Raw genomic sequence first — 11,702 nt, 5'->3', positions numbered from 1 at the left:
TTGGCCCCTTTGCGGGAGATCAGCTGCAACTGTTTATCGGTCACCTTGTCTTTGGGATCCTTGTATTCGGCAGAGACTCTATGACTCAACCAGCCGGTATCAAACTCCCCTTCCAGCTCGATCCCTTCAATGCGAGCCTTGCCAACATTCTGTGGTGTCCACATACCCTGACTGTTGGGCGCCCACTGGATCATCTGTTCGAAATCATTGCGATAACCGGTGGCCCGCCACTCGACACCCGCTGTTTGACCATCCAGCATCAGCTCGCTGCTCTTCGACTCTTCCGGCTTCAGGTTGGGATTACCAGAACCCGGATAGTAGAGATCGTTAAAGGTCGGGGCGCGGAAACCGGTACCGTAACGGGCACTCAGGCGGTAATCCTCCGCAAAGCGCCAGCCAGCACCGGTCTGCCAGGTATTGTGGCGGCCATACTGTTCGTTGTCATCGCTACGGCCGCTCAGCTCACCCTGCCATATCTGGTTGTCAAACTGGGCCAGGGCATAGAGGCCGGTGTTGTCGCGCTCTTTGGCGTCGACCGGATACATGGAGCCAGAGGAGCGGGAGCGATCATCCAGTCGATCACTCTGCCAATCGGCCCCGCCTCCCAGCGTCCAGCTCTCGTTCAATTTCAAGCTGTTGACCCAGCTCAGGCTGTACTGGCGGGTGTAGGTCCGGTTATTGGCCTGATCGCGGCCGCTATTGTCGAGATAGTCGTACGCATCCTGTCTGGAGAAGGCGCCACGCAACTCACTCAGATAGCGATCATCGTGATAGCGCGACCCCAGCTGATAGCTCTGGTTTTCAGTCCACGTTTCGGCTCGATGCGGCGCATAGTTTGCGTCAGACCCCGCATACTGGGCCACATTGCGGAACCAGCGGGTTGTACCGAACAGATCCCAATTGCTGCCGAGGGCCTGCTGGTAGTCCAGCATGGCGTTGTAACCCCGATGCCCGTGACGGTCACCATCGTTGATGCCGGGCAAGGGGTGTACGTTGTAACCCTCTTCATCATCAAAACCGCCAGCCACCTTGAGCTGACCCGCCTCACCTACCTGGCTGGCACTACTGAAAGCGGCCTGACGCTGTTGATGGGAACCAGCACCGATATTGAACTTGTGCTGATTTGTCCCCTTGTCGGGACGGGTAATGATGTTGATCACCCCACCGATGGCGTCGGAGCCGTAGATGGTGGCGCGCGGGCCGCGGATATACTCGATCCGCTCGACCTGATTGAGTGGCAGATTGTTCAGTTCGGTCATCCCGGCGGTCAGGGAGGCACTGCGTACCCCATCCACCAGCACCAGCGTCTGGGAAGAGGTGCCACCACGCACCCGCAGCGAGCTGAGCTGGCCTCGGCCACCATTGCTGACCACTTCCACACCGGGCAGGGTCTTGACCACATCGGTCACGGTCTGGGCTTGCAGGCGATCGATCTCGTCCCGGGTCACCACACTGACCGGGGCCAGAACGCTGGAGGCAGGTTGGGCGACGCGGGTAGCGGTCACCACCATGGTGGGATTGACGGGAATGGTCAGCTGCTGGGCAAACGCCGCCGTCGGCAACAGGGCAGCCGCCAGAAATTTCTTCGACATGAGAGATCCTTAAGTTCGCGTAAGTATCTACTTCGTGGCCGGTTTCTCTCGGCCCGAAATACGAACTCTGGCAGGTCTTCGGGCTCGGGGGCTGATAGCCTATGGCGACGGCTTCCCGCCTGACGGCAGTGCCCTGATGTCGCTTCGTTCCCCCTTACCGCTGCGCGCCAGCTCCGGATTCTCACCGGATTCCCTATTAAGCATGATGCGCCAAAGCGGGAGGATTATAGGCAGAGCCAAGCTGGATGTATAGCCATCCAGATTTCTATTTATTGCCAACCAGCGCCGCCAGCCGCTGCTGGGCCCCCTCCATCACCGCCTGTACCCCGGGATGAGAAAGATGGCGCCCTGCCGAGACCAGATAGTAAGAGAGAGTGACGTCGGTGAGGGTCGCAATTCGCTCCACCCCGTAGAGGCGACCAATTTCGTCAGCCATCGCCAGCGGCGCCGGGAAGATCCCCATCCCCGCCTTGCCGAACGACTTCATCAGAGTGGAGTCATCAAACTGCCCCACCAGATGGGGATGAATGCCCTGCTGGCGATACCACTCCAGCAGCCGATCGTGGGTGGCCGATTTCTCTCCGGGGATCAGCAACGGCAACCCCTCCAGCGAGGCGGGAAAGCCATCCCGCGCCCGCGCCGCCAGCTCGGGGCTGGCAAACAGCGCCAGCGGGCTGCGCCCCAGCTCGTGGTTGTAGCCGCGTACACCACTGTCGGGAGGAAGCGGGCGATCGATCAGCACCATGTCCAGCTTGTGGCGGGCCAGCTCGCTGAACAGCTGCTCGGCCCGCTCCTCGTGACACACCAGCCGCAGCGGCGTCGCCAGCGCCATAGCCGGAGCCAGCAGCTCGAACGCCAGAGTACGGGGTACCGAATCGGCGATCCCCACCTGCATGGTCAGCTCCTGACTAGCGTGGCGCAGGGTGTGCTCCAGCTCGGCGCCGAGAGAGAAAATCGCCCCCGCCTGCTCCTGCGCCTGCCGACCCGCAGCGGTCAGCACCAGACGCCGCCCCACCCGGTTGAACAGCGCCACCCCGAGGGACTGCTCCAGCTCTGCAACCTGACCGCTGATGGTCTGCGGCGTGAGATGCAGCTGTTCGGCGGCCTGAGTCACGCTGCCGCTGCGTGCCACATGCCAGAAGTAGTAGAGCTGTTTGTAGTTGAGCATGCCGTTCCTTATCAGTTTTTACCGAACAACCATCAGCGAGAATCTGATTTTATCGAAACATTGCGGGCTCTAGCATGCAACCATTATCTGAACTGCCCTGCGAACCATCATGCTGGACGTTGTTGTTCTCTTCTTTCTGTTTGGCCTGCTGGCCGGCCTGGTACGCTCCGAGCTCAAGCTGCCGCCCGCCCTCTACGACACTCTCTCCCTCTTTTTGCTGCTGGCCATCGGCCTCAAGGGCGGCGTCGGTCTGGCCCAACAATCCCTGCAACCCCTGCTGCCGCAACTTGCGCTGGTGATCCTGCTCGGCGTGGTGCAGACCCTGCTCGGCTTTGCTGTGCTGCGCCTCAAGATGAACCGGGTGGATGCAGCCGCCACCGCCGCCCACTACGGCTCGGTCAGCGTCGCCACCTTCGCGGTCGGAGTGAACTGGCTCACCGAGCGGGGCATCAGCTTTGAATCCCAGCTTTCGATCTTCCTCGCGGTGATGGAGATCCCCGCCATTCTGGTGGGCATAGTGCTGGCCCGCGGCATCAGCCGAGAGACCCGCTGGCGCATGCTGGCCCACGAGACCTTCCTCGGCAAAGGGGTAACTCTACTGCTCGGCGGCATGGCTATCGGCTATCTGGCCGGACCGGATGGGATTGCCCCGCTCAAACCGCTGTTTGTCGACCTGTTCAAGGGAGCGCTGGCGCTGTTCCTGCTGGAGATGGGCCTCATCGTCGCCCGTCAGTGTCAGGATCTGCGCCGCCAGGGCCTGTTCCTGCTCGGCTTCGCCCTGTTGATGCCGCTCGCTTCAGCGGGACTGGGGCTGGCGGCTGGCCAGCTGATGGGCCTCTCCCTCGGCGGCCTGACCCTGCTGGCCACCCTGGCGGCGAGCGCCTCCTATATTGCCGTGCCGGCCACCATGCGCATCGCCGTGCCTCAGGCCAACCCGGGGCTGTCCCTCAGCGCCGTGCTGGGGGTCACCTTCCCGTTCAACATCATGCTGGGGATCCCGCTCTACCACAGCTGGGCCCGCCACTTCACGGAGTAGCCACATGCAGACCGAGACCCGCACCCTGCTGACCGTCATCACGGAGGCAAATCTGGAGCCGACCCTGCTGCGCACCCTCACCCGCGAGGGGCTGCGCGGCTACACCATCACTGATGCCCGCGGTCGTGGCGATCATGGTGAGCGCAACGCCAGCTGGAGCGAGAGCGGCAACATCCGGCTGGAGGCCATCTGCAGCCGGGAGCAGGCGGAGCGGCTGCTGGCCCATCTGCAGAGTCGTTACTACCCCGATTACGCCATGATCGCCTTTCTGCAACCGGTCGAAATCGTGCGACCCGAAAAATTCTGAGCCGGCTTGCCGGCCCTTTTTGCTCACCAAAAGCAAACGTTTAACAGCAAGGAACCAATACACATGAACACCCCTCCGCTGATCGGCCTGGTAATGGGCTCCGACTCCGACTGGCCCGTGCTACAAGCCGCCGCCCGCATCCTCAAGGAGCACGGCGTGCCCTACGAGGCGCAGGTAGTCTCGGCCCATCGCACCCCGGATCTGCTGTTCGAGTATGCCGCCACTGCCCGCGAGCGCGGCCTGCGCGCCATCATCGCCGGGGCCGGTGGCGCTGCCCATCTGCCGGGCATGGTCGCCGCCAAGACCACTCTTCCGGTGCTGGGGGTGCCCATCCCATCACGCCATCTCAAGGGGATGGACTCCCTGCTCTCCATCGTGCAGATGCCCAAGGGGGTACCCGTCGCCACCTTCGCCATCGGCGAGGCGGGGGCTGCCAACGCCGCCCTGTTTGCGGTCTCTCTGCTCTCCGTTGCACAAGACGGCGACGCCCCCCGCTACCGGCAGCAGCTCGACGACTTTCGCACCCGCGAGCGCGACCGGGTGCTGGCCCTCACGCTGGAGGAGCCGACATGATCCTGCCTCCCGCCACCCTCGGCATGCTGGGGGGCGGCCAGCTTGGCCGCTACTTCGTGATGGCCGCCCACCGCCTTGGCTACAAGGTAGTAGTACTGGATCCCAACCCGGCCAGCATCGCCGGTGTCGCCGCCGATCACCATATTGTCGCCCCCTATGACGACACCGCAGCCCTGCACGAACTGGCCAGCCGCTGCGAGGCCATCAGCTGCGAGTTCGAGAAGGTGCCCGCCACCACCCTCGCGCTGATCGAAAAACAAAAACCGGTACGCCCGGCCGCCAGCGCGGTGCGTATCTGTCAGGATCGCCGTGAAGAGAAAGCCTTTCTGCGCGGGGCCAACATCCCGATCGCCCCCCATCTGGCGCTATTGCCGGAAGAGCCCATCCCCGCACAGGCCAGCGAAATTTTCCCCGCCATCCTCAAGACGGCCCGCGAGGGGTACGACGGCAAGGGGCAGTGGCAGGTCAGTAATCTGGATGAACTGGCGACGGCGCTGGCAGCCAGTGGTGTGCCCTGCGTGCTGGAAAAACGGCTGGCGCTGGAGGGGGAGTTTGCCCTTACCCTGGCCCGCAGCCCGAGCGGCGCCATCAGCGCCCTGCCGCTGGTACAGAACTGGCACAGCGGCGGCATCCTCGATCAGACCCGCTCCCCGGCCAATGTGCCGGCGCTGGAGAGCGAAGCCAAAGCAATAGCCGAGCGGCTGATCGCGACCCTCGATTACGTCGGGGTGCTGACGGTGGAGTTCTTCCTGGTGGAAGGCCGACTGCTGGTCAACGAGCTGGCGCCCCGCCCCCACAACTCGGGTCACCCCAGCCTCGACAACGCCGCATGCAGCCAGTTCGAGTTACAGGTGCGGGCCCTGTGCGATCTGCCGCTGCCGGAGCAAATCGCCGTGCGCCCCGCCCTGTTAATCAACCTGCTGGGGGATCTCTGGCAAAACGGCACGCCCGACTGGGCCGCCCTGCTGGCCCTGCCCGGCCTGCATCTGCACCTCTACGGCAAGGGCGAACCCCGCCCCGGCCGCAAGATGGGCCATATCACAGTAACCGGTGACGACTGGTCAATGGTGGAGGAAACCTGCTGCAAGGCCCGCCAGCTGCTGGGGCTAGCGCCGCGCTGATCGACCATCGGAAATGCAAAGACCCGGGCATGGCCCGGGTCTCTGTTTTTGCTTGCTATGGCAGGGAGGCTTATCAGGCCCGCTCCACCGCTACCGGAGCCGGCAGACGGATGGTGAGGGAGAGCACCAGCGCCACCACCAGCAACACCAGGATCAGGTGGAAGGTCGCCATAAAGCCACCAAACAGGGAAGCCACGATGGAGCCGATGATGCTGCCCAGACCAAAGCCCAGATAGATGACGCCGTAGTTCTTGGTCAGGTTGTTGAGACCGAAAAAGTCGCTCACCAGCGAGGGGTAAACAGTGATGGTGCCGCCGAAGCTGAATGCCACACAGGCCACCGCCACGAAGAAGAGGTTGGCGTTGAGCGGCACGAAGAGCAGCAGCGCCATGCCCGCCAGGGTAATCAGCTGGGCAATGGTGATGACCCGGATGCGGGACATCTTGTCGGAGAGGATACCCAGCACTAGCCGGCCGCCCAGGTTGGCCATGGCGATGATGGCGACGGCATTGGCGGCAACCACGGCAGGCAGACCCACCATCTTCTCGCCGATATCCTTGGCCACGCCGATGACGTAGAGGCCGCTCATGCAGGCGGTGAGGAACATCAGCGCCAGCATCCAGTACTGAGGCTTGCGCATCGCCTCGGCCAGGGTGAAGTCACGGCTCTCGCTCTGCTGAACGGAAGCGGCCTGCTTAGGCGCATCCTTCATCAGCATGCCGCCCACCAGCACCATGGACATGGCGATCAGCCCCCACAGCTGGAAGGTGGTCTCAAGGCCGGAGCTGGAGAGCAGCAGCAGGTTGATATATTTGAAACCGAGACTGCCGAGACCATAGGCACCGATGGAACAGGCGGAGATCAGCCCCTTGCGCTCTGGGAACCATTTCACGCAGTTGGAGAGGGTCATCAGGTAGCCGGTGCCGTCGGCAAAACCGACCAGAATGCCCGCGCAGAGGTAGAGCATCGCCAGATTGCTGGCATGGGCAGTGAGGAAGAAGCCGATGCCGAGCAGCACGCCGGCGCCCAAGGTCACGTTACGCACCCCGAATCGCTCCTGCAGCTTGCCCGCCATGGAGGAGGCGACCGCCAGCGAGAGGCTGAGCAGGCCGAAAGCGAAAGCGACCTGACTCACCGGCTCGTCCAGCTTGTCGGAGAGCTGGGCGTTGAACAGGCTCCAGGTATAGACAGAACCCAGTGCGAACTGGGTGATGATGGTACCGATCAGTGTCAGGTACCGGGTGCGATTCATCTCTTTGGTCATGATGCGTCTCGGTCGATGGCCTTAAGGAAATTGAGGCCACTATAGACAAGACGCTGTTCGCGCCGATCGATTAAGGCATGAAATGCAGATCGGCGGGAATGAATGACAATCAGAGCCGCATCAGCTGACGGAACGCCTTGATGTTGCTGCGACTGACCGGCACCTCGAACGGCAGATCATGGAGCCGGATGAGATAGGTGCTGTTGAACCAGGGGACTATTTCGCGGATCTTGTTGATGTTGACGCAGTAGGAGCGGTGGCAGCGGAAGAACCCCTCGGCAGGCAGGCGGCTGACAAACTCGCTGATGGTCATGGTCATCACGTAGCGATCATCGCGGGTATAGACATAGGTGAGCTTCTCGTCGGCTTCCGCGTAGTAGATCTGCTCGCAGGGGGTGACGATGATGCGCTCCCCCTTCACCAGATTGACGGTGCGATTGTGCGGGCTGTTCCCCTCGCCGCTCGCCTCCCCCGTGGTGACTGGCTGCGACTTGCCCGCATGCTCGAGCTTTTGCAGCAGATTGATGATTCGCGGCTCGTTGTAGGGTTTGAGGATGTAGTCGAACGCCTCCAGCTCGAACGCCTCCACCGCAAACTCCTTGTAGGCGGTGACGAAGACGATGTGGGGCGGGTGACTCGACTTGTGCAGGTTCTTGGCCAGCAGCAAGCCGTCGATGGAGGGGATCTGGATATCCAGAAACACCACGTCCACCTCGTGATCCTGCAGGTATTTGAACGCCTCCAGCCCATCCTCAAAGCTTGCCACTATCTCGATCTGGCTGTGCTGATTCACCAGATAGATCAACTCCTCGCGAGCCAGATACTCGTCTTCCACTATGATCGCTTTCAACATGACATTGCCCCCTGAAGGAGCACAGGAGAAGCAAGCTCCTCACGAATCAAACATTCGTCTTCCACAATGATCGCTTTCAGCATGACAACACCTCTCGCGGCACACACTTATCCTCAACCATGATGGCTCTCAGCATGGCATCGACTCCTGATCCGGCAGATAGAAACTCACCTCGGTACCCGGCTCCAGCCGCTTGAGGTGCAGGCCGTCGCCATAGAGCAGCTTGACCCGCTGATGCACGTTCATCAGGCCGATGCTGCGGCTCTCCACCCGACCGGCGGCCACCCCGTCGATCACCGCCTGACTGATGCCGTAACCGGTATCCCGCACCGATACCCGGATGCCGCCCGCCAGCTGCTTCACCTCGATGGTGACCCGACCCGGCGCGCTGCGGGGCTGGATGCCGTGCAGGATGGCGTTTTCCACCAGCGGCTGCAACAGCAGGCTCGGTACCTGAATGTGCACATCGTCCACCTCGAATACCACCTCCAGCTTGTCGCCGAAGCGGGCCTGCTCGATGGCCACGTAGTCGCGCACCTGCTGCAGCTCCTCCTGAATGTCGATGAGTTCATCCCCCTTGTTGAGGTTGTAGCGCAGGTAGTCCGCCAGATTGGCGATGAGCTGGCGCGCCTGCTGGGGCCGGATGCGGATCAAGGATGAGATGGCGTTGAGGGCATTGAACAGGAAGTGCGGGTTGATCTTGCTCTGCAGCGCGGTGAACTCTGCCTTTCGGGTCATCTCCTTGAGCTGCTCGATGCGCGACACCTCCATCTGGGTGGAGATGAGCTGGGAGAGGCCCACCGCCATCTCCCGCAGGGAGCTGGTGATGCTGTGGGTGCGGCGGTAGTAGATCTTGAGGGTGCCGCTCACCGAGCCGTTCTCCCGCAGCGGAATAATGATGACCGAGTGGAAATCGGAGAGGTGATACTGGCGCAGATCGTTGTTGATGATGATCTGGTCGAGCAGCACCGCCTGCTGGGTCATGCCGCTGATGGCATGGTGCTCATCCAGCTCGTAATAGTCCTTGCCCACCCCGACATAGGCCAGCACGTCATGTGTATCTGTGATGGCCACCGCATCGGCGCTGATGTCGCGCCGGATCACATCGCACACCTGACTGAGGGAGTGGCGATCGATGTTCTGGAAGAAAGGCAGCGTCTTGTTGGCGATATCGAGCGCCAGCTTGGCCTGCTTGGCGGCAATCAGCTCCTTCTCGTCATCCAAATCCTGCACCAGCTTGATGATGAGGCCGATGCAGAGCGCCCCGGCGATCATCGGATAGGCGATGTGGTTGACGATCTCCACCCCGACTTCGTGGGGCTCGGTCAGCAGCCAGATCAGCAGCATGGTCAGCCCTTCACAGAGCATTCCCGCCAGAATGCCGTAGAGCCAGAGCCGCGACTTGCGGCAGCGCAGGTGCAGCCAGGTGGCGAGCAGACCGGCGATAATACTGGCGATAAGGCAAGGGATGGAGGTGTGGCCATCCATGTCGATGAGATAGCGGTGCAGGCCGGAGATGACCCCGGCCGGAATGCCGACCCAGGGGCCGAACAGGATACCACCGGAGATAATGGCAATGATCCGCACGTTGATCAGCGCCCCCTCTACCGGAATGCCGGTGTAGGTACTGAACACCGCAAACAGGCCGAAGATGGAGGCCACCAGCACCAGCTCTGCGGGGGTGTGATCCCGCTTCTGGAACAGCCGCTGGAACGGCCGGGTACGGGTCAGGAAGAAGAGGGTCATCAGCATCAGCGCCGCCCGTTCGAACACCGCCAACAACATCATCTGATTCTCAAGCATCTGCGCCCCCTTGCGACAACCCGACCGATCACCATAACCCTGACCAATAAATCGGGGCCGGATAAACCAGCCCCAACGACATCAACAGTACTGACCGGCCACCCAGCCGGAGGACCAGGCCCACTGGAAGTTGTAGCCACCGAGCCAGCCGGTCACGTCCACCACTTCGCCGATGAAGTAGAGGCCCGGCACCTTGCGCGCTTCCATGGTCTTGGAGGAGAGCTCGTTGGTATCGACGCCGCCCAGGGTCACTTCGGCGGTGCGATACCCCTCGGTGCCGTTGGGCAGTATCTGCCAGTCACCCAGCAGGTTGGCCACTGCTTCCAGCTCCCGCTCGTTGTATTGGCGCATCGGCTTGCTGACCAGCTGGCCCAGCTCCACCAGCTTGTCGACGAAGCGCTTGGGCAGCTCGCGCCCCAGCACGGTTTTCAGCTCCTGCGCCGGGTGCGCTTGCGCCCATTCGCGCAGGGCAGCCGGAATATCCAGCTCCGGCAGCAAATTGATATGGATCTTCTCGCCGGCATGCCAGTAGGAGGAGATCTGCAGGATAACGGGGCCGGAGAGGCCGCGATGGGTGAACAGCATCGCCTCTTTAAAACGGGTGCCATCCTCGGCGGTCACCGCTACCGGCATGCTGATGCCCGCCAGATCGGCGAAGGCCTCTTTCTCCGCCTGATGGAGGGTAAATGGCACCAGACCGGCGCGGGTCGGCAGCACGTTGAGACCGAACTGCTCCGCCAGCTTGAAGCCATACGGGGTGGCCCCCAGCTTGGGCATGGAGAGGCCGCCGGTCGCCACCACCAGCGAGTGGCAGCGGATCTCCCCCTTGCTGGTGGTCAGCACGAAACCCTCGTCCAGCTTGCTGACGGTGAGGATCTCGGTCTGGAACTGCAGGGTCACCCCGGCCCAGTCACATTCGGTGAGCAGCACATCGACGATCTCCTTGGCGCTCTCGAGACAGAACAGTTGCCCCAGAGTGCGTTCGTGATAGTTGACCCCGTGGCGATCCACCAGATCGATAAAGTCCTGCTGGGTGTAGCGGGCCAGCGCCGACTTGCTGAAGTGGGGATTCTCTGACAGGTAGGCGTGAGCGCCCGCCTGATGGTTGGTGAAGTTGCAGCGGCCACCGCCACTGATGAGGATCTTGCGGCCCGGCTTCTTGGCGTTGTCGAGCACCAGCACGGAGCGACCACGGTAGCCCGCCTGCGCCGCACACATCAATCCGGCCGCACCGGCCCCGATCACCACCACATCGACCTGCTTCATCATCACTCACTTATCAAAATAGAAATGGCACCTGGCCAGAACCGAGATTGCCTCTGGCGGAACACAACCATAGTGGCTGCCCACCAGAATAAACAACGGCCCTTAAAAGGGCCGTTATTGTACTGGCTGAACACTAAGTGTCCACGACTATCAGGCGTTGCTGTCCATGATGCTGGCAGGGGCGCCCTTGGCCAGTTCGGCCAGCTCCTTATCGATGAAGTAGAGGCCTTTGCCATCTTCACCCACCAGACCCAGACGGTCGACGATGCTCTTGAACAGCTTCTCCTCTTCATGCTGCTCGGCCACATACCACTGCAGGAAATTGAAGGTGGAGTAGTCCTGGGTGGTGAAGGCTACGTGGGCCAGACCATTGATGCACTTGGTGATGTGATACTCGTGCTCCAGGGTGGTACGGAACACATCGCCCAGCGACTTGAACTCGTGGGGAGGGGCATCGATGGCACCCAGCTTGGGCATGGCGCCAGTCTCGCTCACATAGGTGAACAGACGCTCCATGTGCTGGCGCTCCTCGACCGCGTGCTGGCGCAGGAAGGTGGCCGCCCCTTCAAAGCCCTTGTCTTCGCACCAGGCGCTCATCTGCAGATAGAGATTGGAGGAGTAGAACTCCAGGTTAATCTGCTCGTTCAACTTCTCGATCATGGCTTGGGCCAGCATCTTGTTTCTCCTCAGTGATTTGGTATCGATTGTCGCCACACTCC

Annotated in this window: 11 protein-coding genes and 1 riboswitch (1 of these 12 only partly in view); of the genes, 4 read left to right on the top strand and 7 right to left on the bottom strand. The window is 61.8% G+C overall.

The genetic code is table 11. The features are described 5' to 3' along the window. Both I6L41_RS16900 and nhaR read right to left on the bottom strand, forming a co-directional pair. On the bottom strand, positions 1 to 1,592 hold the 5' portion of the coding sequence (locus tag I6L41_RS16900; protein ID WP_216960199.1) for a TonB-dependent receptor. Its footprint begins 259 nt before the window's first position; the window shows 1,592 of its 1,851 coding nt (coding positions 1-1,592); the start codon lies at positions 1,590 to 1,592; its stop codon lies beyond the left edge, outside the window. Between the two features lie 51 nt (positions 1,593 to 1,643). Continuing rightward, positions 1,644 to 1,822, bottom strand: a riboswitch (cobalamin riboswitch). A gap of 35 nt (positions 1,823 to 1,857) precedes the next feature. Then, on the bottom strand, positions 1,858 to 2,760 hold the full coding sequence (gene nhaR, locus I6L41_RS16895) for a transcriptional activator NhaR (protein ID WP_069529133.1): 903 nt from the start codon (positions 2,758 to 2,760) through the stop codon (positions 1,858 to 1,860). Positions 2,761 to 2,869: 109 nt separating this feature from the next. Between nhaR and I6L41_RS16890 the strand changes: the two genes are divergently transcribed. From I6L41_RS16890 to I6L41_RS16875, 4 genes are all read left to right on the top strand, one after another. Further along, positions 2,870 to 3,796, top strand: coding sequence for a sodium-dependent bicarbonate transport family permease (locus I6L41_RS16890; RefSeq protein ID WP_216960196.1), 927 nt, complete (start codon positions 2,870 to 2,872; stop codon positions 3,794 to 3,796). 4 nt (positions 3,797 to 3,800) lie between these two features. Continuing rightward, entirely contained in the window at positions 3,801 to 4,103 is a 303-nt protein-coding gene (locus tag I6L41_RS16885; RefSeq protein WP_005321666.1) for a hypothetical protein, read from the top strand. A gap of 63 nt (positions 4,104 to 4,166) precedes the next feature. Then, a complete protein-coding gene (purE, locus tag I6L41_RS16880) occupies positions 4,167 to 4,676 on the top strand; it encodes a 5-(carboxyamino)imidazole ribonucleotide mutase (RefSeq protein WP_042031124.1) in 510 nt (169 codons plus the stop codon). Further along, positions 4,673 to 5,797, top strand: a complete 1,125-nt coding sequence (locus tag I6L41_RS16875) for a 5-(carboxyamino)imidazole ribonucleotide synthase (protein ID WP_216960193.1) — start codon at positions 4,673 to 4,675, stop codon at positions 5,795 to 5,797. The genes purE and I6L41_RS16875 overlap by 4 nt, the downstream gene beginning before the upstream one ends. A gap of 73 nt (positions 5,798 to 5,870) precedes the next feature. Here the strand turns inward: I6L41_RS16875 and I6L41_RS16870 are convergent, their stop codons facing one another. From I6L41_RS16870 to ftnA, 5 genes are all read right to left on the bottom strand, one after another. Further along, positions 5,871 to 7,061 carry an MFS transporter gene (locus I6L41_RS16870; RefSeq protein ID WP_040069602.1) on the bottom strand — a complete coding sequence of 397 codons (1,191 nt, stop codon included), beginning with the start codon at positions 7,059 to 7,061 and terminating at the stop codon, positions 5,871 to 5,873. Positions 7,062 to 7,170: 109 nt separating this feature from the next. Next, on the bottom strand, positions 7,171 to 7,914 hold the full coding sequence (locus I6L41_RS16865) for a LytTR family DNA-binding domain-containing protein (RefSeq protein ID WP_139440365.1): 744 nt from the start codon (positions 7,912 to 7,914) through the stop codon (positions 7,171 to 7,173). A 129-nt stretch (positions 7,915 to 8,043) separates the two neighbouring features. Then, the gene (locus I6L41_RS16860; RefSeq protein ID WP_005339222.1) at positions 8,044 to 9,717 is read right to left on the bottom strand and encodes a sensor histidine kinase; all 1,674 of its coding nucleotides are present in this window, start codon (positions 9,715 to 9,717) and stop codon (positions 8,044 to 8,046) included. An 81-nt stretch (positions 9,718 to 9,798) separates the two neighbouring features. After that, positions 9,799 to 10,983, bottom strand: coding sequence for an NAD(P)/FAD-dependent oxidoreductase (locus tag I6L41_RS16855; RefSeq protein ID WP_216963991.1), 1,185 nt, complete (start codon positions 10,981 to 10,983; stop codon positions 9,799 to 9,801). A gap of 150 nt (positions 10,984 to 11,133) precedes the next feature. After that, positions 11,134 to 11,658 (bottom strand): non-heme ferritin, encoded by a 525-nt coding sequence (gene ftnA / locus I6L41_RS16850; protein ID WP_005339225.1) that lies wholly within the window; start codon positions 11,656 to 11,658, stop codon positions 11,134 to 11,136. Between the last annotated feature and the right edge of the window lie 44 nt (positions 11,659 to 11,702).

It is taken from the genome of Aeromonas sp. FDAARGOS 1411 (assembly GCF_019047125.1).
In the GTDB taxonomy this organism is placed as follows: Bacteria; Pseudomonadota; Gammaproteobacteria; order Enterobacterales; family Aeromonadaceae; genus Aeromonas; species Aeromonas veronii.
The sequence above is the reverse complement of the archived record's forward strand: the minus strand, read 5'-3'. Positions and strand labels throughout refer to the sequence as shown.

Bases quoted from the DNA above. Each gene is read 5' to 3' on its own strand.
- nhaR (WP_069529133.1), bottom strand. From the start codon at position 2,760: ATGCTCAACTACAAACAGCTCTACTACTTCTGGCATGTGGCACGCAGC.
- I6L41_RS16890 (WP_216960196.1), top strand. From the start codon at position 2,870: ATGCTGGACGTTGTTGTTCTCTTCTTTCTGTTTGGCCTGCTGGCCGGC.
- I6L41_RS16885 (WP_005321666.1), top strand. From the start codon at position 3,801: ATGCAGACCGAGACCCGCACCCTGCTGACCGTCATCACGGAGGCAAAT.
- purE (WP_042031124.1), top strand. From the start codon at position 4,167: ATGAACACCCCTCCGCTGATCGGCCTGGTAATGGGCTCCGACTCCGAC.
- I6L41_RS16875 (WP_216960193.1), top strand. From the start codon at position 4,673: ATGATCCTGCCTCCCGCCACCCTCGGCATGCTGGGGGGCGGCCAGCTT.
- I6L41_RS16870 (WP_040069602.1), bottom strand. From the start codon at position 7,061: ATGACCAAAGAGATGAATCGCACCCGGTACCTGACACTGATCGGTACC.
- I6L41_RS16865 (WP_139440365.1), bottom strand. From the start codon at position 7,914: ATGTTGAAAGCGATCATAGTGGAAGACGAGTATCTGGCTCGCGAGGAG.
- I6L41_RS16860 (WP_005339222.1), bottom strand. From the start codon at position 9,717: ATGCTTGAGAATCAGATGATGTTGTTGGCGGTGTTCGAACGGGCGGCG.
- I6L41_RS16855 (WP_216963991.1), bottom strand. From the start codon at position 10,983: ATGAAGCAGGTCGATGTGGTGGTGATCGGGGCCGGTGCGGCCGGATTG.
- ftnA (WP_005339225.1), bottom strand. From the start codon at position 11,658: ATGCTGGCCCAAGCCATGATCGAGAAGTTGAACGAGCAGATTAACCTG.